Annotated in this window: 14 protein-coding genes and 1 riboswitch; of the genes, 9 read left to right on the plus strand and 5 right to left on the minus strand. The window is 51.9% G+C overall.

Annotation, left to right across the window (positions count from 1 at the left end; translation table 11 throughout):
* The 4 genes from ACO0LL_RS09685 to ACO0LL_RS09700 all read left to right on the plus strand — a co-directional run.
* The coding region (locus ACO0LL_RS09685; RefSeq protein WP_422950654.1) for a beta strand repeat-containing protein at positions 1 to 1,895 on the plus strand (1,895 nt) is incomplete at its 5' end.
* Positions 1,896 to 2,078: 183 nt separating this feature from the next.
* Positions 2,079 to 2,870: a hypothetical protein gene (locus ACO0LL_RS09690; RefSeq protein ID WP_422950655.1), complete on the plus strand. Its 792-nt coding sequence runs from the start codon at positions 2,079 to 2,081 to the stop codon at positions 2,868 to 2,870.
* 143 nt (positions 2,871 to 3,013) lie between these two features.
* Positions 3,014 to 4,078: a dihydroorotase gene (gene pyrC, locus ACO0LL_RS09695; protein ID WP_422950656.1), complete on the plus strand. Its 1,065-nt coding sequence runs from the start codon at positions 3,014 to 3,016 to the stop codon at positions 4,076 to 4,078.
* Positions 4,079 to 4,094: 16 nt separating this feature from the next.
* Entirely contained in the window at positions 4,095 to 4,892 is a 798-nt protein-coding gene (locus ACO0LL_RS09700) for a DUF3025 domain-containing protein (RefSeq protein WP_422950657.1), read from the plus strand.
* 36 nt (positions 4,893 to 4,928) lie between these two features.
* On the opposite strand, the gene ACO0LL_RS09705 is transcribed toward ACO0LL_RS09700, so the two are convergent.
* The gene (locus ACO0LL_RS09705; protein ID WP_422950658.1) at positions 4,929 to 5,177 is read right to left on the minus strand and encodes a YdcH family protein; all 249 of its coding nucleotides are present in this window, start codon (positions 5,175 to 5,177) and stop codon (positions 4,929 to 4,931) included.
* Positions 5,178 to 5,559: 382 nt separating this feature from the next.
* On the opposite strand from ACO0LL_RS09705, the gene ACO0LL_RS09710 reads away from it, so the two are divergent.
* Positions 5,560 to 7,098, plus strand: coding sequence for a sensor histidine kinase (locus tag ACO0LL_RS09710; protein WP_422950659.1), 1,539 nt, complete (start codon positions 5,560 to 5,562; stop codon positions 7,096 to 7,098).
* Positions 7,099 to 7,177: 79 nt separating this feature from the next.
* Here ACO0LL_RS09710 and ACO0LL_RS09715 read toward each other — a convergent pair whose 3' ends face one another.
* The 4 genes from ACO0LL_RS09715 to ACO0LL_RS09730 form a co-directional block, all read right to left on the minus strand.
* On the minus strand, positions 7,178 to 7,984 hold the full coding sequence (locus ACO0LL_RS09715; protein ID WP_422950660.1) for a substrate-binding periplasmic protein: 807 nt from the start codon (positions 7,982 to 7,984) through the stop codon (positions 7,178 to 7,180).
* A gap of 25 nt (positions 7,985 to 8,009) precedes the next feature.
* Positions 8,010 to 8,138 (minus strand): hypothetical protein, encoded by a 129-nt coding sequence (locus tag ACO0LL_RS09720; RefSeq protein WP_422950661.1) that lies wholly within the window; start codon positions 8,136 to 8,138, stop codon positions 8,010 to 8,012.
* A gap of 94 nt (positions 8,139 to 8,232) precedes the next feature.
* Complete coding sequence (locus ACO0LL_RS09725) at positions 8,233 to 8,697, minus strand: DUF2147 domain-containing protein (protein ID WP_422950662.1); 465 nt, start codon at positions 8,695 to 8,697, stop codon at positions 8,233 to 8,235.
* Between the two features lie 131 nt (positions 8,698 to 8,828).
* A complete protein-coding gene (locus tag ACO0LL_RS09730; protein ID WP_422950663.1) occupies positions 8,829 to 11,654 on the minus strand; it encodes a valine--tRNA ligase in 2,826 nt (941 codons plus the stop codon).
* A gap of 225 nt (positions 11,655 to 11,879) precedes the next feature.
* On the opposite strand from ACO0LL_RS09730, the gene ACO0LL_RS09735 reads away from it, so the two are divergent.
* The 4 genes from ACO0LL_RS09735 (at position 11,880) to ACO0LL_RS09750 (ending at position 22,497) form a co-directional block, all read left to right on the plus strand.
* A complete protein-coding gene (locus ACO0LL_RS09735) occupies positions 11,880 to 13,985 on the plus strand; it encodes a TonB-dependent receptor plug domain-containing protein (protein WP_422950664.1) in 2,106 nt (701 codons plus the stop codon).
* A 294-nt stretch (positions 13,986 to 14,279) separates the two neighbouring features.
* Positions 14,280 to 15,476: an ABC transporter substrate binding protein gene (locus ACO0LL_RS09740; RefSeq protein WP_422950665.1), complete on the plus strand. Its 1,197-nt coding sequence runs from the start codon at positions 14,280 to 14,282 to the stop codon at positions 15,474 to 15,476.
* Positions 15,477 to 15,704: 228 nt separating this feature from the next.
* The gene (locus ACO0LL_RS09745; protein ID WP_422950666.1) at positions 15,705 to 20,285 is read left to right on the plus strand and encodes an EAL domain-containing protein; all 4,581 of its coding nucleotides are present in this window, start codon (positions 15,705 to 15,707) and stop codon (positions 20,283 to 20,285) included.
* A 70-nt stretch (positions 20,286 to 20,355) separates the two neighbouring features.
* Positions 20,356 to 22,497, plus strand: a complete 2,142-nt coding sequence (locus tag ACO0LL_RS09750) for a tetratricopeptide repeat-containing diguanylate cyclase (protein ID WP_422950667.1) — start codon at positions 20,356 to 20,358, stop codon at positions 22,495 to 22,497.
* 71 nt (positions 22,498 to 22,568) lie between these two features.
* A riboswitch (TPP riboswitch) is annotated at positions 22,569 to 22,670 on the plus strand.
* The last annotated feature ends 23 nt before the right edge of the window (positions 22,671 to 22,693 follow it).

The following is a 22,693-nucleotide window of genomic DNA, read 5'->3' on the forward strand; positions in this document are numbered from 1 at the left end:
CAGAAAACGGTGTGAACCTGAATGCACAGTCCACAGCGACTGCAGTTGCCCGCGTTGTAACAGACACGATCAACCTGGGTACAGGTAACGATACACTGGTCACTTACGGTGCGATCAATCTGGCTGGTGCAACTTTGTCTGGTATTGAAAACATTGTCAGCAATTCTGCAGTCGTCATTACTGCGAGCCAGTATGCAACACTGATCGCTGCGCGTGCGGCATTGAATCTGTCTGGTCCGGTACTGACCTTTGCTGGCGTTGGTCCGCATCAACTGACTATCGTTGATGACGTAGCGGGTGTGAATAATATTGATCTGTCGTTTGTCTCTATCACTGGTGGTACGCTGGTGTATGACGTGACGTCGTCTTCGAATGCGACTGGTGGTGGCGTGAACAACACAACTGTCAGCAATGCGATAACAATATCTGGCGGTGCGACAGCAACAGCTGGCATCATCGGTACTTCTCCATCTAACGGTGGCGGTACAGCATTGGCTCCTATCGCCCTGACAGCAGGCGGCGTATTTAACAGCACTGCAAACGTGAACGATAACTTCACAGGCAATGCAGCAGCGCTGGTTGGTACAACCATCAATGGTAATGCTGGCGATACAGACATCATCACCTTTACTGGCGGCGGCAGTATCGTTATTGGTGGTGGCAATACTATTACCAACATCAAAACCATCGCTACAGACAATACATCAACCGACGTGTACTTCAACGTTGCGACTGCAGGTGTTACTACCATCAATGGTGGCACAGGCAATGACCGCGTCTACCTGGCCAACTCTGGCAGCTCCATGCTGGCTGGTAATATCAACCTCGGCAATGGTAATAACCAGTTGACACTGGAAGGGAAGACTTATAGCGGTACTTTCACTGCCGGCTCTGGTACAACTGACTTGCTGATATTTGCCAATGGCAGCAATATTTCTGCAGCCAATATCACTGGTTTTGAGCAGGCATTGTTCACATCAAATGGTTCATTCACGATGACCGCTGCGCAGTGGGCTGGTTTCGCAACGGTGACTGCAGCCGGTACAGAAACGCTCACGCTGACAACGGCGGGTACGGTTACAGCTCTGGCCAACACTGAAAACTACAACCTGGCTAACGGTACCAATACATTCACCGCTGCTGTTAATACAGCGAGCGTTGTTGGTGGTACAGGCAACGACACACTGAACATCAGCGAAGCAATCTACAATGCTACCATCGCCACTATTAACGGTGGCCTGGGTACTGATGTTCTGAACGTTGGTGCAGTAACCGCATCAATCGACTTGAGCACAAAAACAACTGGCATTGAAACTGTCAATGTCACTGGTGGTACCAATGCTGCATGGACCGTGACAAATGAAAACGGTGCCGGCGTGACTTTGAACTTCACCAAGTCTGCTGCTACTAATATCAGCAATGTTGTTTTGGGCGCAGGTGGTCAAACGCTGAATATTCTGGGAACTGGTACAGGTAACATAACCATCACTGGTGGTTCTGGTGCGGATACGATCAATCTGTCGACCACTGCAACTGGTGCTGATGTGATTGCTTCCGGTTCTGTATTGGCTAATATCGATACAGTGGCAAACTTCAAAGTTGCTGGCGCTGACGTGTTCAAAACTGGCACAGCAGCAACAACGCTGAACCTGTTGTCTATCGCTACTGCTGACGTATCTACTCTGGCAGCAGCAATCGCTACAGCAGCAACTGCAGCTGGCGCGGCTCTGGCAGCGAATACTCAGGCTTATGTGATCACTGTAGCCGCAGGTACAGCAGCTGGTACTTATGCTTTCCAAAACATCGGTGGCACTGTAGGTACTGTTGATGCAACTGACTTTATCGTTAAAATCACTGGCGCAGGTTCCATCGTCGCTGGCGACTTCATCGCTTAATCAGGTTCGCAGAAAAAGCAGGGGAGTGATTCCCTGCCAAGAAATGATAAACACAAACAAGCCCGACACTGCATAGTGCCGGGCTTGTTTGTAACTGCCGTCATCAGCCACAGATACAATAAAATTGCTGCACCTTTGCATGTGAAGCATCACAATCACCTCGAAGACACCAGCCAAATTTTTATGTACGCATTTCCTCGTTCGATCAAGTCAGCAAGACACGCCATCCTCACCTGCACATATGCAGGCATGTTGCTGTTTACTTCGACGATACATGCAGAGCCTCCGCAGACTACGCTACCAGACTGCAGCACAATACTGCCTTCTGAATATCAATGGCAAGCACTCGACTGGTCTCATTTGCGCGCTGCTGATTTGCAACGCGTATTTAAAATTTTCCCTGATCAGCAACCAGATTGCGCAAGGGATGCGGCCATGTGCAGCGAGGCCGAAAGCAAGAGAAGCATAGAAGTCGATGTAGATGTGTTTTTCCAGGACTCTGCGATCTGGAGTAAGCCGGAACAATTGCAGTCTTATATGGCACTCGTTAACCGCTATTACCAGCAGGCACGCATTACTTTCAATTTCAAATTCCGTCCGGCAAACGAATTGCCAACGTGGGCAGAGAACCGCAATCAACTGACGATCATTTTTGCTGCGGCCATGCCCGCCCCGGCAGGTAAGGTCGCTGATGCATTTGGTAATTTGCCCGCAGGTAAAGCAGTATTTAACGATGTACTCATGCAGCGCCAGGACAGACATGCGAATCCCTATTTCCTGATGGGCAAGCCTTTAGGGCATGAACTAGGTCATGTACTAGGCCTTGCGCACACGCAGGACAAGGCATTGTTGATGACTCAGGGCACCTCATCACAAAACGCGCTGGATATATTGCCAGAGCAGGCATTGATCATGCGGGTCATGGCGTTGCAGCGTTTTGGTGGCAAACTTGATCCTGTGAGTACATGTCATTAAGAAAATTAATTATTGAGTAATTTTGTCATTTCGTTATTTTTTAAAAGATCGCCTCTTGTGAAATGCCCCGTAGCCTTGCTTGCAAAGGTGCTTAACACGAATGGAAAAGGTAAAATGCCGGTATTCCGTCACTGCGAGCTATCATGACTGCCTCTACTTCCAGCACTTCCCCGCAAGAAATCACGATTACCCGTCCAGACGACTGGCATTTGCATGTGCGCGATGGCGCAGCACTGGCCAGCGTGTTGCCGCATACGGCAGCGCAGTTTGCCCGCGCCATCATCATGCCTAATTTGAAGCCACCAGTCACGACAACTGAACAGGCTGCTGCCTATCGTGAACGCATACTTGCTGCTCTGCCTGCAGGCATGAATTTTGAGCCGCTGATGACCCTGTACCTGACCAATAACACGCCACCAGATGAGATACGCCGTGCCAAGGACAGTGGCTTTGTGCATGCCGTGAAATTGTATCCAGCCGGCGCCACTACCAATTCTGATGCTGGCGTGACTGATCTCAAAAATTGCTACAAGACGCTGGAAACCATGCAGGAAGTCGGCATGCCCTTCCTTGTACATGGTGAAGTGACAGATGCCGAGATCGATTTGTTTGACCGCGAAGCTGTATTCATTGACCGCGTCATGCAACCGCTGCGTAAAGACATGCCAGAATTGAAAGTGGTGTTTGAACATATCACCACCAGTGATGCTGCTGCCTATGTGGCAGAATCTGGCGGCCCGATTGCTGCGACAATTACTGCCCATCATCTGCTGTATAACCGTAATGAAATTTTCAAAGGCGGCATACGCCCGCATTATTACTGCCTGCCAATATTGAAGCGTGAAATCCATCGCCAGGCGCTGGTTAAAGCGGCAATCTCGGGCAGCAAGCGTTTCTTCCTGGGTACTGATTCTGCCCCGCATGCCAAGGGTTTGAAAGAACATGCCTGTGGTTGCGCTGGTTGCTACACGGCGCTGCATGCGATGGAATTGTATACCCAGGCTTTTGAACAGGCCGGTGCACTCGATCAACTGGAAGCATTCGCGAGTTTCAATGGCCCTGACTTTTATCAATTGCCACGCAATAGCGGCAGCATTACCCTGGTGCGTGAAGACTGGCAAATGCCGGCAGAACTGCCATTTGCCGATACCAGCATCGTGCCGCTGAACAGTGGTGAAACCCTGCACTGGAAAATGCGCACTGCATAAATCTGGTTGGCAATTCATGACACGTTTTTTTGATGAGATAGACTGGTCGCAAGCCTGGTTTGCTGCCGTGCGCGAATCGGCTGACAGCTTGCTGGCGGCCGATGACTGGCGCTCGCAGCTCAATCATCTTGCTCTGCAGGCGGGTTTAAGCAATCACCTTGAATTGCCCCTGCGCTTTATCACACAGGAAGAATTGCCAGAGGGCGCGGCCTATGAAGCGCATATCAGTGCCACTGGCCAGGTGCCCACGCGAGAGAACCTGCATGATTTTTTCAATGCCCTGGTGTGGCTGACTTTCCCTGCCATCAAGCGCCAGTTGAATGCCTTGCAGGCGGCGCAGATTGCCAGTCTGGGCATAGGCAAGTCACGTGGCCCGGCGCGTGATGCTGCCACCATTTTTGACGAGAATGCTGCCTTGCTGGTTCTTGCTGATACGACTGACGGCGCAGAACTGATCGCAGCCTTGCGCGCTCATGCATGGCAGTATGCCTTCGTCATGCAGGCAGATAAATTCGGGTATTGCGCCGAAGTCTGGTGCTTCGGCCATGCCCTGATGGAGAAACTGGTCCAGCCTTATAAGGCGATCACTGCGCATACTTGGGTAGTGATGGTGGAGCCAGCTTATTTCACACTGGATGCAATCGCGAGACGCGCGCACATTGACGGCGTGGTGGCCCAGCAACTGGCCAGCCAGGCGTTGACAACAGCAGATTACACGCCATTGCCTGTGCTCGGCCTACCAGGCTGGTGGTCCCAGCAGGATGCTGCCTTTTATGAAGACCAGCAAGTTTTCAGGGCAAAACGCCAGAACTGAATCCAGCGTGTTTCAAAACCTCATAAACTACATTGATCAGGCCGCAGCACTGGTCTGCAAGATATGGAATAACTGATCTTTCAGGCTGAGGCGTATTTTCTTTAAACCTTCCAGTGCGACATCTCCCAGGTGTTCTGCGCCGTTTTCTGCACGATTGACGGCCTTGTCTGCCTCATCATACTCAGTAAACAGCTTGGCGAAATGCGCATTCTCAGCCTTTAGTTCATGTATGGCTTGTTTGAATTCAGGGAATTCGGTGGAAAGAGGATGGTGATCTACTTGCATGGATACTCCTTTGACGATTGAGGAAAAGATTTTCCTTGTCTTCATGTTAAGCTTATAAAGTTCACCATCCTTGATCTACGTCAAGGTAAGGCGAGAAAGACTGCTTTCCAGTTTTTCAGATTTGCCACAGTGAAATGCTAATCAAAGAAGGCATAACCAATTTCAGGTAGAATATTTGTGCAGCGCGAAGTACCCTCAGGTATATGCCATTGAGACTCTGGCTACTGCTTCTTAGCAAATCAATCAGGTCTGGATCCATGGTCTGGACAAATTCTGCCGTTATGGCTTTAGGCTAACACCGGGACTGGCTGCAACGATGTTCAGCAAGCACTCACATCCTCCAGTATCATCAGGCCAGCAGACTGGGCGGCATACCGCTACCATGTCCCTGCGCAAGGCCATCGTACTGGGTATAGGCCTGGGTATCCTGATCCCCGCCGTCCTGCTTGGCACCGTGCTGGCCAGGGATAGCTATGAGCGCGAATATGAAGTGCGCGTGCGTGGCCCGCTGAAGCAATATGCCAGCATGCTGGAACAAACCATGCCCGTGCCATTGTGGCAAGTCGATGCGACCAGTGCCCAAAGCTTTGTTAATTCCGTTATGCTCAATCCTGATGTGGTCCGCATCGTCGTCGAAGATGCTGCCCTGGGGCGTTTTGTCCATGCCGAGCAGGCCATACAACAAAAGCAGGGCTTGATCAGTGAAACCCGCAATATCCGCAAAGATGGCGCGGTCATAGGCCGGGTCACGATAGAAATGAGCAGTTACTGGATGGAGCAGGAATTCCTGAAAAAATTCCTCAAGGGCGGTGCGGCCATCCTGGTGCAATTGCTGATTTCTTTTTTCCTGTTATGGCTGCTATTCCAAAAACGCATGATGCGCCCGCTGCAGCAATTGCAGCGCGATGTAGATCGTCTCGGTGAAGGGCATCTGGAAGAGGTCGTCAGTGCCGCCCGGCCCGATGAACTCGGCAGCCTGGCGCTGGGGGTGGATTCCATGCGCCTGCGCCTGGGTGAACTCATGAACGAGCAGGCCAGCCACAATGTCACGCTGGAGCAAAGGGTCACTGATCGCACCAGGGAGTTGCATGCATCGAACCAGGAGTTGCGCACGGCCCTCAATGATTTGAACAGCGCCCATGCCGAAATCCAGCGCAGCGACAGAATGGCTGCACTCGGTTCGCTGGTCGCAGGCGTGGCCCATGAACTCAATACGCCTATAGGCAATTCTGTGACGGTGGCCAGTACCATCCATGACCTGAGCCGCGAATTCAACAAGAAAATGGCACAGGGTGTCACCCGTGCGGCCCTGCAAAATTATGTCGAAAATAACCTGCAGGCCAGCGATATACTCTTGCGCAATTTGCATAGCGCGGCTGACCTGATAGGCAGTTTCAAGCGCGTGGCGGTAGATAGAACCAGCGCCCAGCGCCGGGTGTTTTTCCTGGATGAAGTCGTCAGGGAAACCATGCTGACCATGGGGGCCAGTATCAGGCATCATGTGCATGAAGTCCGTATCGATATCCCGCCTGGCATACGTATGGATGCCTACCCAGGTTTGCTCGGGCAGATTATCAGCAACCTCATCAATAATGCCATCCTGCATGGCTTTGATGGCCGCGAAAATGGTGTCATCGATATCAGGGCGCATTTGCTGGATACAGAACCTGCCAAAGTGGAGTTAAGCGTCAATGACAACGGCGTTGGTATTGCTGACATCAACCTCGGGCGTATCTTTGATCCCTTCTTCACGACCAAACTGGGGCAGGGCGGCAGTGGCCTGGGTTTGAATATTGTCTATAACCTGGTGTGCGATGTGCTCGGAGGCAGCATACGGGTAGAGAGCGAGCTGGAAAAAGGCAGCAGCTTTATCATGCAAATGCCGCTGTGTGCTCCCGGTCATGCTGATGATATGGAGTAGTAAAGACGGCGTAGTGAAAACTGCGCATTGAAACTGCGCATTGAAACTAAATAGTGAAAGCGAAATGGTGAAGACGAATTCAGTGGCTGGACTTGGCCACATCAGACCAGCCTTGCGGGCAATTCACCTGGGAAGACAGTTTTTGATATTCGCCGGAGGCACGCAGTTTTTTCAGGCCATTATTAAATGCCGCAACCCTGCCCGCACTGGTCGGCAGGCCGCGTGACATCATCAGGTGAGTCGTAAAACTCTCCGTCATCAGTTTTGGGTGCGCAGACAACTGTGCCGCATCGGCAGGGGAAAAATTCTTTGCCAATAAATCACAGGTGACGTTTCTCTCCATAGGGGCGATATCTACCCGCTTCAACAGCAAAAGCTTCAGGGCGGCCGTATCATTCGGCAGTTTTTCCATCTTCAGGTCACCCTTGTTCGCCATGGTCCAGATTTCTGGCGTATAGGTATAGTCCTGTATCATGGCGATACGGTAAGGCTTGAGGTCGTCGAGTTGTTTCCATTTAAAATCGATGGCGTTGCGATAGACAAATACCCATTGCTCGGTAATGACATTATCACTCAGGAAAAAACTCGCATCATGCTCAGGCTTATGACCCCAGTAAGCCGTGCCATCCCATTTACCTGCGCGGCTCTCAGCCAGTGCGCGTGACCACGGTAAGAAAGTAAATTCCACCTGATAGCCTTCGAGTTCAAAAGCACGCCGCACTATGCTCAGGGCTATGCCTTTGTCTGGCCTGCTTTCAGTCGCATACGGAGGGAGTTCACCAGTGGCAATTTTGAGTAATTTTCCTTGTGCCGATGACAAGCCTGGCAACAAGGGGAGCAGTATCAGCAGAGCGACAGCAAACCAGGATGAGCATGCTTTTTTCATGATACCGCCTTCATCAAAAAGGGATTCAGTAGCCTATCATCTGCCTTATTGCTATTTCTGGCAAGTCGCTGGCGTGCAACAGGGTGCAGACCACAGCATCAGACTTTAGTGCGCAGACCATAGTGCGCAGGCCATAGTGCGCAGACCAAACCATGCTGGAATCATGAATGACAAACAACAACGGGAGCCTGAGCTCCCGTTGTTGTTATGTTGTTCCTTATCTGGTTTTGCAATCTGGCCTTGCAGGCTTATTGCTCGCGCAACCAGGTCTGGGTGCGGCCAAACATCGGTGCGCCTATGTAGCCACGTACATTCAATTTCTTGTTGTTTTCAATCACACTGAGCTTGCTGCTATACAGCTTGCCATTGCCCGGATCAAGGATTTTGCCACCGGTATATTCGTCACCGTCTTTTTTGAGGCCAGACAAGATGGTCATGCCGACAATGGGCTGGTCTTTATTTGCGCCTTCACATTTGTCGCATTTTGGGTTCTTTTCTGGAGCATCGGCTTCCAAAAACAGTTTTTCTATCTTGCCCTGCAATTCACCGGCAGTTTCGGTGATACGTATCAGTGCCTTGGGTTTGCCTGATTTGTCATCGATGCTCTTCCACAGGCCGACCGGGCTTTCTTCAGCCTGTGCCAGCAGTGGCATACCTGCGAATGCGATGAATGCGGATAGTACGGATAACACAAGTGGAACTGTTTTTTTCATGCTGTCTCCAAAAGAAAAACTTAGGTGCCTGCTTCGGTCTCTGATTTATGTGATTTGATTGTACGTGGCAAAATTTTCACCACGTACAATATTTTTAGAGTACCTACTTTAACCCACGGTATTGCAACATCTTACGCTGGTGGCAGCTTACCTAGCTGTTCCAGCAGTTTTTGCAGGGTTGCTTTGAAATTCGCCAGACGTTCTCTCTCAACCGCGATGACCTGTGCAGGTGCCTTGGCGACAAAGCCTTCGTTACCCAGTTTGGTCTCCAGCTTGGCAATTTCGCCTTCCAGGCGGGCGACTTCCTTGCTGATACGTGCACGTTCTGCTGCTACGTCGATTTCCACCTTCAGCATCAGTTTCGATTCGCCAACGACGGATACCGGTGCCGGTGATTCAGGTAAGGCATCCACCACACTAACCTCAGACAGTTTCGCCAGAGCTTCCAGGTAAGGTGCAAAAGATTGCAGGCGGGCCTTGTCTTCTGCGTTCGCGGCCTGCAACAACAGTGGCACGCGCTTGGCAGGGGACAATTGCATTTCACCGCGCAGGTTACGGCAGGCGTCGGTCATGGCTTTCAGTGCCTGCATCCAGGCCTCTGCTGCAGTATCGACGTTTTCTGCCACGAACAGCGGGTAAGGCTGGATCATGATGCTGTCGCCAGCCGGGTTCAAGGTCTTGCCTGCCAGTGGTGCCACGGTTTGCCACAGAGCTTCGGTGACAAAAGGAATCACAGGGTGAGCCAGACGCAAGATCACTTCCAGCACACGCAATAAAGTGCGGCGGGTGGCGCGTTGCTGCGCTTCATTACCTTGCTGTACCTGAACCTTGGCAACTTCCAGATACCAGTCGCAATATTCATCCCAGACAAACTTGTAGATGGCTGATGCGATATTGTCGAAACGGTAGTCAGCAAAACCTTTTTCTATCTCTGCCTCTGCACGTTGCAGGGTAGAGATGATCCATTTGTCAGCTTGCGAATATTCCAGATCCGCTGCGGTGACATCTGCACCAAAACCGCAATCCTTGTCTTCGGTATTCATCAGCACAAAGCGGGTCGCGTTCCACAATTTATTGCAGAAATTGCGGTAGCCTTCACAGCGACCAAGATCGAAATTGATATTGCGGCCCAGCGATGCATAGCTGGCCATGGTGAAGCGCAACGCATCAGTACCATAGGCCGGGATGCCATCAGCAAATTCCTTGCGTGTGGCTTTTTCTATGCTGGCTGCCTGTTTGGGGTTCATCAAACCGGCAGTACGCTTGGCGACCAGTTCATCAACGCTGATACCATCAATGAGGTCGATAGGGTCGAGGGTATTGCCCTTGGACTTGGACATTTTCTGGCCGCTGGAATCACGCACCAGGCCATGTACATACACGGTATTGAAAGGCACCTTGCCAGTGAAGTGCGTGGTCATCATGACCATGCGCGCGACCCAGAAGAAAATGATGTCAAAGCCAGTGACCAGTACCGAGGATGGCAGGAAGTGTTTGATGTCCGGGGTTTCTTCTGGCCAGCCCATGGTAGAGAAAGGCACCAGCGCAGACGAGAACCAGGTATCGAGTACGTCATCATCACGCTTCAATGCACCAGTGTAACCAGCAGCAGTCGCCTTGGCTTTTGCACCGGCTTCATCATGCGCAACAAAGATTTCACCATTATCGCCATACCATGCCGGGATTTGATGACCCCACCACAATTGGCGTGAGATACACCAGTCCTGGATATTGTTCAACCACTGGTTGTAAGTGGTCGTCCAGTTTTCCGGGATGAATTTGATTTCACCGTCAGCGACTTTTTCCAGCGCCACTTCAGCGATGGATTTGCCGGGGAAGAAAGTACCTTCCGGTGCCGGTTTGCTCATGGCCATGAACCACTGGTCAGTCAACATAGGCTCAATCACCACATTGGTACGGTCGCCACGTGGCACCATCAGCTTGTGTGGTTTTACTGAATCCAGCAAACCTTGTGCGTCGAGGTCAGCAACGATTTGTTTGCGGGCGACGAAACGGTCCATGCCTTGATATACGGCAGGGGCGTTTTCATTGATTTTGGCATCCAGAGTGAAAATGCAAATCATCTCCAGTTTGTGACGCTGACCAACTGCATAATCGTTCATATCATGCGCAGGCGTGATCTTCACACAGCCAGTACCAAATTCCTTATCGACATAGCTGTCGGCAATCACCGGGATTTCGCGGTCTGTCAGCGGCAGTTTGAGCATCTTGCCAACCAGATGTACATAACGTTCATCCGTTGGATCTACCGCCACGGCAACGTCACCCAGCAGGGTTTCAGGGCGGGTAGTTGCTACCGTCAGGTGGCCAGAGCCATCTGCAAACGGGTAGCGGATATGCCACATGGAGCCATCTTCTTCTTCCGACACGACTTCCAGATCAGAAACTGCCGTACCCAGAACAGGGTCCCAGTTGACCAGGCGTTTGCCGCGATAGATCAGGCCCTGCTCTACCAGCTTGACGAACACATCGGTCACGCTCTTCGAGCGTTCGGCATCCATCGTGAAATATTCACGGTCCCAGTCGGCAGAGGCACCCATGCGGCGCATCTGGCCGGTGATGGTGGAGCCGGATTTTTCTTTCCATTCCCAGACTTTTTCCAGGAATTTTTCACGGCCCAGATCATGGCGCGAAATCTTTTGTGCATCCAGCTGGCGTTCTACCACGATTTGCGTAGCGATACCGGCATGGTCAGTACCCGGCACCCAGGCCGTATTGTGACCGCGCATGCGGTAGTAACGCGTCAGGCCATCCATGATGGTCTGGTTGAAGGCATGGCCCATATGCAGGGTGCCTGTCACATTTGGCGGCGGCAGTTGTATCGAGAACGAGGGTTTGCCTTCATCCATGGTGGCGGCAAAATATCCACGTTTTTCCCACTCGCCACGCCAGGATTGTTCGATTTCTGCGGGCTCAAAAGACTTGGCTAATTCCATAATATGATCTGCGGTGATTGCTAAACCTTTGATTATAAATGAGGAAAGTGCATAAGGCGGTTTTTCCTGCGGATAGCATTTAATAAAATATTTTAAAGACAATAAATATTTTAAATCTTGTCACTTGTAGGCAGCAAAGCGACAAATGCCATGTTGCCACCATGCATCTGGCTTGTTGTTGCCTGAAAGATTGGATTAAGATGTTTGCAAACCTCTGGGGACATCATGAAAAGCCTGAACAATACGGCATATGCCCTGCATTTTGTCTTGCTGCTGATAGCCCTGCCTCAGCCAGCCAGGGCTGAAGAACCGAATACGGAAGAAGACCTGGCCCTGGTCTATGGTGACAAATATAGTGACAAGTCCGTCATCAGCGTTGCCACAGGCTCGGCCCTGCCTTTGCGCCGCGCACCCGCCGTGGCCACGGTGATTACTGCTGCCGATATAGAGGCAACCGGTGCCACCAGCCTCGATGGCATACTGGAAACCGTGCCCGGCTTGCATGTAGGGCGTTCTACCGTCATGAATATGGCTATTTACACCATACGCGGGATGCGCAATACGCTCAGCAATCCCCAGGTACTGGTGCTCATCAATGGTACGCCTGTCATTAATGCCTATACCGGCGACCGTGGTTTGATTTCTGCTGACATGCCGCTGGAAAATGTCGCGAGAATAGAGATTATCCGTGGCCCCGGCTCTGCCCTGTATGGTGCAGATGCTTTTTCAGGCGTCATCAATATCGTCACTAAAACTGCAAAAGAGCAAAGCGGTACGCGCTTTGGCAGCAGGCTGGGCTCCTTCAATAGCCGGGATGCGTGGGTTTTGCATGGTGGGAAATGGGGGGGTATTGAAGTCGCCGCCTCCTTGCAACACAGCCGCACTGCGGGGGCACAGGCGCTGGTGGAGCGCGATGCCCAGAGCGGCTATGACCAGTTGTTTGGCACCCATGCCTCACTGGCTCCTGCTTATCAAAATTTCAGCCGTGCAGCGACGGACGGTAATCTTGACCTGGCTTATGGCAAATGGAGCCTTCACATGGCTTTCATGCAAAGGGAAAACATCGGTACGGGCACAGGCATAGCCCAGGCACTGGACCCACATGGCTGGGGTAGTAGCCGCCGCTTTACCAGTGACTTGAAATACAAGGATCCGGATTTTGCCAAAGACTGGGGGCTGGAACTGAATGGCAGTTTTACTTATTACAATGAAAATGCTAGCGTCTATATTTTTCCGGCCGGGGCTTTTGGCGGTACCTTCAAGGATGGTTTTATCGGCAGCCCGTTTCGCTGGGAAAGGCAGGAAAACCTGAATGCCACCATGCATTACAGCGGCATGAGCCAGCATCATGTGCGCCTGGGCTTTGGGGTATCAAAAATAGATTTGTACAAGCTGCGCGAGACCAAGAATTTTAATCCCGATAATTCACCCATTAATGCCGGTGCGTTTTCTGACATTGTGGATGTGACCGATACCGCTCCCTATATGCGTCCCCACAGCCGGCTGTTGAAATATGCGTATGTGCAGGATGAATGGCAGTTCGCCAAGGACTGGACTTTGACTGCAGGCGTGCGGTATGACCAGTATTCTGATTTTGGCAATACCACCAATCCCAGGCTGGCCCTGGTATGGGAAATGGATTACAACCTGACCGCCAAGCTCTTGTACGGCACAGCTTTTCGGGCACCTTCTTTTGAAGAGCTGTATGTGATCAATAATCCTGTCGTGAACGGCAACCCTGCATTAAAGGCAGAAAGAATGCGCACGACGGAACTGGCGTTAAGCTGGCAGGCGCGCGCAGGTGTGCAACTGGGACTGAATCTGTTTCGTTATCGGATGTCTGACATCATCAGGGTCAGCAATAATTCTCAGAATGAAAACGGCGGCAGACAGAGTGGCCGGGGTTTTGAACTGGAAGCTAGCTGGGATGTGAACAAAAATTTTCGCGTGGCAGGCAACTTGGCTTACCAGAGCGCGATTGATGATGTGACACAAAAAGACCCGGGCCTGACACCGCGCCGTCACGCCTACCTGAGGGCGGACTGGCAGCCTGCCGCAGGATGGAGAGTGAATACCCAAATCAACCATGTCGCAGACCGGCAGCGAGAACCTGGTGATACCCGCCCGAATGTAAAGGACTACACCACGCTGGATGTGACCATAGGGACAAATAAAAAATATGCGGGCTGGGACTGGGCACTGATAGTGCGCAATCTCTTGAATGCCGATGTACGGGAGCCGAGCCCCTACAGTACACCTTTTATCAATATGCCAAACGACATTCCCATGGGTGGACGTTCAGTCTTTTTGCAATTTGGCTATAAATTATAGAAGTACCGAACATCTTTTACCGGGATGTTTGACCGCTTGTCGGGTGAATAAAGCAGGTGCATCAATTTCGATATGGGGGCGTGCGCAAATCTGTTAATGTTGATGGTTAATTCGCGGTATGGCTGTGGCGGCGTGATAGTTTGTTTGTAAAAAAACAGCACTAGATTAACGGCAGTAGTAATAATGGCAGGAATAACGATAGAGGAATAACGATAGTAATAACAGCAGGAGCGGCAAGCGCCGCAAAAGCAGGACGAAACTGTGTTGAAAATAAAAGAAGGAATAAAACTTTAGATGCTGGACTACGGCTGTTCTTATTTTTCTGATATCCGTGCTTGCCGCCTCAGCAAAAAAGCTGCTGCGAAAGCCGGGTTGTCTAAGCACGCCTGCCAGTTTTTCAATCTCGTCCTGTGCATATTGTTTTTGCTCGTGTCTCCTGCCATGGCCCAGCAGCCCATACCTTTGTCCATGCTCAAGCCAGAGCTGGCCATGCTGCAAAACCAGGTGCCGCAAGTACATACCCCTACGCCCGCACTGGCCCAGGATTTACGCATGGGCTACCGTTATGGCGAACATCTGGTCTTCGCTGATGCCGTCACTCAGGGACGCCGCCCTGAGGTCAGTACCGGTGGCAGCCTGGCGGTACTGTATCCTGACATGGGTGAACCTTATCGCAGTATTTTCGCCAAGATCATCGAAGGCATAGAAAGCAAGTCACGCATGCCGGTCATCAGCATGCCAATAGGTGCCAAGCTCGAAACCGCTGACTTGAATGCGCAATTGAAACGCAATGGTGTCAGGGTCGTCATTGCTCTTGGCCGTCAGGGTGTCAAGCTGGCCAGTGGCCTGGACCGCGAAATTGCCGTGGTGGTTGGTGGTGTCCTGAACATCCCGGAAAGTGAAAGCCGCAGCATGACAGGTGTCAGCCTCATGCCCGATCCGGCCTTGTTGTTTACCCGCCTCAAAAGCCTGCTACCAGGCGTCAAAAGAGTCATCGTTGTGTATGACCCCAAAAACAATGAGTCACTGATCAAACTGGCGCGCGAAGCAGCGAAGCAGCAGGGGCTGGAGCTGGTGAGCTATGAAGCCAAAGACCTTGCTGGTGCCGCCCATCAGTATGAAGTGGCCTTTGCCAGTGCAGACCGGCGCGATGCCTTGTGGCTGCCACAAGATTCAACCACGGTGGAAGAAGGCAGCATCCTGCCGCTGGTCTTGCGTGAGTCTTGGAACCGCGGCATCCCCTTCTTTTCCAGCAGTTTTTTGCATGCAAAAAAAGGCGCTTTATTTGCGCTGTATCCAAATAATCTGGAGCTGGGACATAGCCTGGCCATGGCTGCCCACAGTGCAGTAAGTGGCGATGGCCGCAAGTCTGGGGTGTCCTTGTTGCGTGAAGTGCTGGTGGCAGTGAATTTGCGCACAGCCAGCCATATAGGTTTGAACATTGATTATCAAAGCCAGAGAAGTTTTGACTCTATTTTTCCTGAGCCTTGAGTATTTCTGTTGATTGCTATTGATTGCTATTGATTGTGATTGACTACCATTGCGGGCTGTCTGCCATGCTCCTGCGATGTGAAGAATAAAAAGAAACGAAGAGAAGTGAAAGAGCCAAGCATGTCATGCATCTGTGAGGATGTTGTCATGATCTTGAATATTCTGAGACAGAGTGCTGTTCACCAGCGATGCCAGATGGTGAATGGCCATAAGTAATTTGGTTCAAGTATGAAGTTTTTCAGCAATTACTTTCGCCGCACAGGTTTCAGTCTCCAGCTAACGGTCATCATTACGGCCGCTATCCTGGTGCTGGCCTTATTTTCTTCCATCATGAACTCATGGCAGGCCAGCCATCGCATGCGTGCTTACTTTGTTGTGCAAGGCCAGCAAGTGGCAGAAAACCTGGCCCGCCAAAGCCGCCTGGCCCTGTTGTATCACTCTGCTGACAATGCCAGGGAAGTGGTGGCTACCACCCTGGCTTTTCCTGATGTCCTGCAGGTAGAAATTGCCAATGCAGATCACAAGGTACTGCTTTCACAAAGCAAACCTGGCGTCATTTTACCTCCTTTGCAGACGCATCCAGCGGGCCCCTTGTCCAGTGCCAGGCTGGAACAGGAAAGTGAGCAGGACTGGCGTTTCAGCGCCCCGGTATTTGCCGGCGAGGCAGAAGCCTCACCGTTTGAAGTGCAGGAAAGCAAACCGCAATTGCTGGGTTATGTGCATGTGGTGGTCGGCAAGACTACACTGGATAAACTGGTGTCATCGCTGCTGCTCGGCAATCTCGCCATCACGTTCTCATTTGCTCTGATCCTGCTGGCCGTGATACGCCTGATGTCACGGCAGATGATACGTCCGCTGAACCAGTTGTCAGCCTTGATGGGCAGGGCAGAAGCGGGCGAGTCCGGCATGCGCGCGACACCGCAAGGCTCAAAAGACATCATGGAAATGGCCCATGCCTTCAACCAGATGATGGCCGTGCTGGAAGAGCGCGAGGCTGAGCTCAAGCAATCACGCGACCAGGCCTTGCATGCTGCCGTCATGAAGGCACAATTTGCTGCCACCGTCAGCCACGAAGTGCGCACTCCTTTGAATGGCGTGGTTGGCATGCTTGATATGCTCAAGGAAATGCGCCTGACCCGTAGCCAGCGCGAATGCGTGGATGTGGCCTGGAATTCTTCCCAATCCCTGATAGAACTTATTAATGACATCCTGGACTTTTCCAAGATGGAAGCGGGCAAGGTTGAGGTCGAAGAAATCGAGTTCGATTTGAATAAACTGGTGGCTGAAGTGCTGGAATTATTGTCCAAGTCTGCCCAACAAAAAGGCCTGGAGCTTGCGTATCTGGTTGCCGATGAAGTTCCTCTGCGCATTAAGAGTGATCCTTTGCGGTTGCGCCAGATACTGATGAACCTGATAGGCAATGCAATCAAGTTTACCGAGCATGGTGAAATAGCGGTGCGGGTAGTACTGAGCCAGCACCACGATCAAGCAGATACTGCTGCCACGATGAGCTTGCGTTTTGAAGTCAGTGATACTGGCATAGGCATGTCGGCAGATGCTGTTGTCAATGTGTTTGAATCCTTCGCCCAGGCAGACCGTTCAACGACACGCAAATATGGCGGCACTGGCCTGGGTCTGGCTATCTGCAAGCAACTGGTGGCACTCTTGCATGGCGAAATCGGCGTCAGCAGCATGCCGGGTCAGGGCAGTAATTTTTACTTCAGCATGCAATGCAGGGCCGGCAGTGCCAATAGTATCGGCGGCACCGGCAACATCAGCAACATCAACAACATCAGCAGCACTGATAAGCCAGCCCTGGCCAGTACCGAGTTGCAGGGCGAACGCATACTCATCGTTGATCCCAGCGAGATCGTGCGCAGTTTTTTGCTGCAACAACTTTCCCGTTATGGCATGGCATGCCATGCAGTTACCAGTGGCATGCAGGCCCTGAGCCTGCTGGATCAGGCCGTCAAAGAGGGCGCGCCGCATTCCCTGGTCATCATGGATGTTGCCAGCATGGATGATGATGGCGTGGAACTGGCGCGCCGTCTGCGCGATGATCACCGTTTTAGCGGCATCCACACGCTGGCACTGGACAGGAATGGCTGTGCAGGAGATAGCAATTCCACGGCAGCAGAAATCTGCCTGAGCAAGCCTGTGCATATAGAAAAAATGCTGCAAGCCTTGCGGCATTTATTGCTGACTGAAACCCAGGTACAGTCACCAGCCATGGCAAGCATGGTCAGACCACCTGTACCCATGCCTGCCAGAGATATGGAAGTGGCTCGTCACCCAGCACAGGGTGGCCAGGTTGAATGGCGCGTGCTGGTGGTTGAAGACAACCGCACCAACCAGATGGTGGCAGCAGGCATGCTGTCACTATCCGCCTGCCATTGCGAATTTGCCGGGAATGGCAAGGAAGCAGTCGAAGCAGCACGCCGCAACCGTTATGATCTGATACTCATGGATTGCAGCATGCCGGAGATGGATGGCTATGAAGCCACCGTCAGGATACGCAGTTATGAAGATGGCCTGGGCAGGCGCACACCCATCGTCGCGATGACGGCCAATACCCAGCGTGGCGATGCAGAAAAATGCCTGGCGATAGGTATGGATGATTATCTGGCCAAACCGATTACCCTGGTAGAGTTACGCCAGAAGCTGGAACGCTGGCTTACCCACGGCGGTGCGGCAGGGCGTGCCCTGCCGCCAGATGGACAATTGCAAGCGCTTGATGGACAGTCACTTGACCGCAGTGTGTTTGACAAATTGCGCGATATCCTGGGGCCGGGTTTGCAGCAGACGGTATCCCTGTTCCTGGAAGATACTCCTGTCTATCTGGAACAATTGAACCAGGGCCTGCAGCAAGACGATGCTGAAATGGTGCGCGCCATGGCACATTCGATCAAAGGCAGCAGTGGTAACCTGGGGGCCAGCAATCTCTTGCAGTTTGCCAAGGAAGTTGAGCAACTGGCGCTGGAAAGGCATTTGTCAGAAATCCCGCCGCTGCTGAGCAGCCTGCATCAGGCCTACGAAGCAGTGGCGTATGAACTGAGCAATGAGGTATTCCTGGAAGGCCATGAAGCAGTCAACCCTGGCCGACATGTTGCCAAAGTGCTCGTGGTCGATGATGACCGTAGTACCCGCAGCACGCTGCGTCATACCCTGCAAAGAGATGGCTTCAAGGTTGAAGAGGCGGCAGATGGTTCACAAGCCTTGCTGATGCTCAAACGCATGCGTCCTGATGTCATTCTCATGGATGCCGTCATGCCTGTCATGGATGGTTTTACGGCCTGTAGCCTGATACAGGAAATGCCGCGTGGCCGCAGCATACCGGTGTTGATGATTACTGCGCTGGAAGACAATACGTCGGTGGAAAGAGCTTTTGCTGCCGGTGCCTGCGACTACATTCCCAAGCCCATCCATTTTGCCGTGCTGTCACAGCGCGTGCGCCGCATCATAGAAGCGAACCAGGCAGAAAAACGCATACGCCACCTGGCCTTCAACGATGTGCTGACTGGCTTGCCCAACCGCACGCAGTTCCTCGATCAACTCGGTCGCAGGCTGGCCATGGCCAAGGAAAATGTCGAGTCCGTAGCAATACTTTTTCTTGATCTGGACAGGTTCAAGAACGTCAATGACACGCTCGGCCACGATGTCGGTGACCGCCTGCTGATTGCCGTAGCCCAGCGCATACGCCGCAGCGTGCGTAATGCCGATTGCGTGGCACGTCTGGGGGGTGATGAGTTCACTGTGATACTCAGTGAACTGGCTGATCCTGCCGCTGCCGCATCGGCTGCACAAAATATTTGCCGCACGCTGGCCAAACCTTTTCAGATTGATAGTCATGATATTTTTGTGACCGCCAGCATAGGTATTTCTGTCTATCCCAGCGATGGCATGGACGTAGGCACTCTAGTCAAACATGCAGACACAGCCATGTACCGTGCCAAGAAAACCAATACCGACTTCCAGTTTTTTGAAGCGGCGATGGAACATTCGATTTCTGAACGCGTACGTCTCGAAAACGACCTGCGCCGCGCCCTGGAGCGCAATGAGCTTGCAGTGTTTTATCAGCCGCAGGCACGCATGGACAATGGCGAGATTATTGGTGCCGAGGCACTGGTGCGCTGGTTCCACCCTACCCGTGGCATGGTGTCGCCTCTGGAATTTATTCCCATGGCAGAAGAAACCGGCCTCATCATTGCACTCGGCGAATGGGTGTTGCGTACCGCCTGCGCGCAGATGCGCAACTGGATGGACAAGGGTATGGGGCATCTGCGGGTTGCGGTGAACCTGTCTGTCAGTCAGTTACTGCAAAAAGATTTTGCCAATACGGTCGAGCAGGTCTTGTTCGATACCGGCCTGCCAGCGAAAATGCTGGAGCTGGAAATCACCGAAAGCACGCTGATGGAACATGCGCAAGATACCCTGGCGATACTGGACCGTTTGCGCAGTCTGGGTGTCAGGCTGACCATTGATGACTTTGGTACTGGCTATTCATCTTTGTCTTATCTTAAACGCTTCCCGGTGGATATCATCAAGATAGACAGGTCCTTCGTGCGTGATATTCCAGGTGATGCCGACGATGCCGCCATCGTCACCGGCATCATCGCCCTGGCACACAGCCTGCGGCTGGAAGTGGTGGCCGAAGGGGTAGAAACCCGCGAACAGCTGGAGTTTTTACGCGCCCAGTCCTGCGATATCCTGCAAGGCTTCTATCTGAGCAAGCCGATACCGGCGCAGCAACTGGAAGATGAAATATTATCGCAAGTGGGTAGCGTATTCCTGGACCAGACAGGTAAATAAAAGTGGGGTGAAATAGCCCCAGCCTGATAAAAAAATGAACAGAGACACGGATAGAATAATGAGAGCTTGCATGTCGCAGCTTCAACTTCCCAGGTGGCAAACCAGGCTGATGCCGGGTTTGCTGGCTATTACCTTGCTATGTATGGGTGGCGCTGCGCAGGCACAGGCGAAGGCGCAGGCCAGGCCTGATTTTTCTGAGATAGAAGTCATTCATACCCTGTCTGACCGTGACAATACGGCGGCCCTCAAGCAACTGCAGGAATACAAAGACCGCCTCGGCAAAGATGCCGACTATGTCTTGCGTGCTGAGGTCTTGAAGACATTGATAGGCATCTTGTATGACGCAGGCAAGATCAAGGAGGCTGATGCCGCCAACGCAGAGTTGCTGCAACTGGCAAGAGCACAAAAAGATAATGACATGATCAATATGGCGCTGATAGGCGAAGCCTTTCAGATGCTGGATCAGGGCAAGTTCGCCATGGCGCTGGTGAAGCTCAATGATATACAGCAAAGCCTGCGTGATTCAAAAAATGCAGAAGTGCTCATGCGTTTGAATATCGCCTTTGGCATGGTGCAACTGGCGATAGGCAATTTTGATAAATCCCTGCCTTATTTTCTTGAAGCACTAAAGCTGGCTGACCAGGTACCACGCCGCAGCGCACAGGCCAAGCTGTACCGCATGGAATCCATCGCCAGACTCTACCTGAATATGCATAATGCAGAAAAGGCGCTGGAAACCACCAATGAAGCCCTGGCGATGTTGCCCGGCATAGACTCGCCCAAAATCACTTCTTCGCTGCAAATGACACGTGGCCTGGCACTGATAGACCTAGGTCGTCATGATGAAGCGCTGGAGGCCTACAAGACCGTCTTGCAGATAGCCACCGATGCCGGCATGCCTGCCGTAGCCGCTACGGCACTTGGCAATATTGCCGACTATTACCTGCATGTGCGCAAATTTGCTGAGGCTGAACGCGCTGCCCGCTTTTCACTGGAAAAAGCCCAGGTGGTGAATGATCCTTTTGCGATGGCCATTGCGAAGGCGAATATCGGCTTTGCACTGGCAGGGCAAAAGAAATTCGCACAGGGCATAGGCTACATCAATGAAGCCAAGAAGTTTTTTATGGAAACCGGCTCCAAGTCGGATGTGGAAAACCTGCTCAGTGAAATCGGCAATATGTATGAAGCCGCCGATATGTATAAAGAGGCATTGGCGACGGTGCGCGAGCAGCAAAAACTCAGCGATGAATTATTCCGCTCTGACCGGGCACGTGCTGTAGCCACTTTACAAGAGCAATTCAATGCCCAGCAAAGGCAAAAACAGATTGAATTGCTGGCGCGTGAAAACCAGCTCAAGGATGCCGATATCAAAAACCGGCAACTGCAGCAAGTTGTGCTGATGCTGGCTGCAGTCATCATGGTGATGGTTGGGGTGGTGGTTTTCTTCCTGTACCGGCGGGTGCGCAAGACCAATGAAAAGCTGCGCGAAGTCAATGAGCAACTGGAATTTCATGCGGTACGTGATCCCCTCACAGGTTTGTATAACCGCCGTTCTTTTGTCGATATGATGAAGGGCAGGGCCATCTTGCCTGAGGGTGAAAGGCGTGAAGATGCGCTTGATAACCCTGACTGCCTGATACTGATGGACATTGATCATTTCAAGAATATCAATGACAGCTTTGGTCATGCCACTGGCGACTCTGTATTGATAGAAGTGGCACGCCGCTTGCGCAGTACCGTGCGTGACAGTGATATGGTATTGCGCTGGGGTGGTGAAGAATTTCTGATTTATTCACCACGCTCCAATCCCGCACAACTCAAAGGTCTGGTTGAGCGCATCTTGCGCAGTATAGGTGAAGAAAACATTCAGGCTGATGGTGCCAGTGTCCCTGTCACGCTGACTGCCGGTTTCATCAGCCTGCCATTTTCCGGCTTGCCAGAAGCCATCTGTAATTGGGAAAAAGCCCTGCAAATTGCCGACATGGCCTTATATCTGGGCAAGGTCAATGGCCGCAACCGCGCCTATGGTGTCAGCAGATTATTGATCGCCTATGAAGAAGCCTTGCCGGTACTCGATCATGATCTGTCTGCTGCGATCAAGGCTGGCATGGTCGAGTTGATAGAGGTGCATGGACCGGTAAAACTGCCAGAAGGCAATCTTGCTGCGTCGGCAACGGTATCTGATGAAGAACTTGCCAGCGCCATCAAATAAAGCACCTGAGTTTAAAAAAGTCGTATAATCTGCCGTCGTCGCGGTTCTGGATTTATTTCTGGAACCCGAAGAAAAAATGCTAGGGGTCCTGCCATCAATTTTTTTGGCGGGTGAGAAATACCCTCGAACCTGATCTGGATAATGCCAGCGAAGGGAAGCTGCCGAAGTTGGTGCCGCCTGTAGTATGTCTTGATCT

Origin of the sequence: Undibacterium sp. TC4M20W (genome assembly GCF_049340245.1) — a bacterium.
GTDB lineage: Bacteria > Pseudomonadota > Gammaproteobacteria > Burkholderiales > Burkholderiaceae_D > Undibacterium.

Excerpts from the sequence above, each read along its gene's own strand:
- ACO0LL_RS09735 (WP_422950664.1), top strand. The coding sequence starts at position 11,880 with ATGAAAAGCCTGAACAATACGGCATATGCCCTGCATTTTGTCTTGCTG.
- ACO0LL_RS09745 (WP_422950666.1), top strand. The coding sequence starts at position 15,705 with ATGAAGTTTTTCAGCAATTACTTTCGCCGCACAGGTTTCAGTCTCCAG.
- ACO0LL_RS09705 (WP_422950658.1), bottom strand. The coding sequence starts at position 5,177 with ATGCAAGTAGATCACCATCCTCTTTCCACCGAATTCCCTGAATTCAAA.
- ACO0LL_RS09700 (WP_422950657.1), top strand. The coding sequence starts at position 4,095 with ATGACACGTTTTTTTGATGAGATAGACTGGTCGCAAGCCTGGTTTGCT.
- pyrC (WP_422950656.1), top strand. The coding sequence starts at position 3,014 with ATGACTGCCTCTACTTCCAGCACTTCCCCGCAAGAAATCACGATTACC.
- ACO0LL_RS09690 (WP_422950655.1), top strand. The coding sequence starts at position 2,079 with ATGTACGCATTTCCTCGTTCGATCAAGTCAGCAAGACACGCCATCCTC.
- ACO0LL_RS09725 (WP_422950662.1), bottom strand. The coding sequence starts at position 8,697 with ATGAAAAAAACAGTTCCACTTGTGTTATCCGTACTATCCGCATTCATC.
- ACO0LL_RS09710 (WP_422950659.1), top strand. The coding sequence starts at position 5,560 with ATGTCCCTGCGCAAGGCCATCGTACTGGGTATAGGCCTGGGTATCCTG.
- ACO0LL_RS09750 (WP_422950667.1), top strand. The coding sequence starts at position 20,356 with ATGTCGCAGCTTCAACTTCCCAGGTGGCAAACCAGGCTGATGCCGGGT.
- ACO0LL_RS09740 (WP_422950665.1), top strand. The coding sequence starts at position 14,280 with ATGCTGGACTACGGCTGTTCTTATTTTTCTGATATCCGTGCTTGCCGC.
- ACO0LL_RS09720 (WP_422950661.1), bottom strand. The coding sequence starts at position 8,138 with ATGGTTTGGTCTGCGCACTATGGCCTGCGCACTATGGTCTGCGCACTA.
- ACO0LL_RS09730 (WP_422950663.1), bottom strand. The coding sequence starts at position 11,654 with ATGGAATTAGCCAAGTCTTTTGAGCCCGCAGAAATCGAACAATCCTGG.
- ACO0LL_RS09715 (WP_422950660.1), bottom strand. The coding sequence starts at position 7,984 with ATGAAAAAAGCATGCTCATCCTGGTTTGCTGTCGCTCTGCTGATACTG.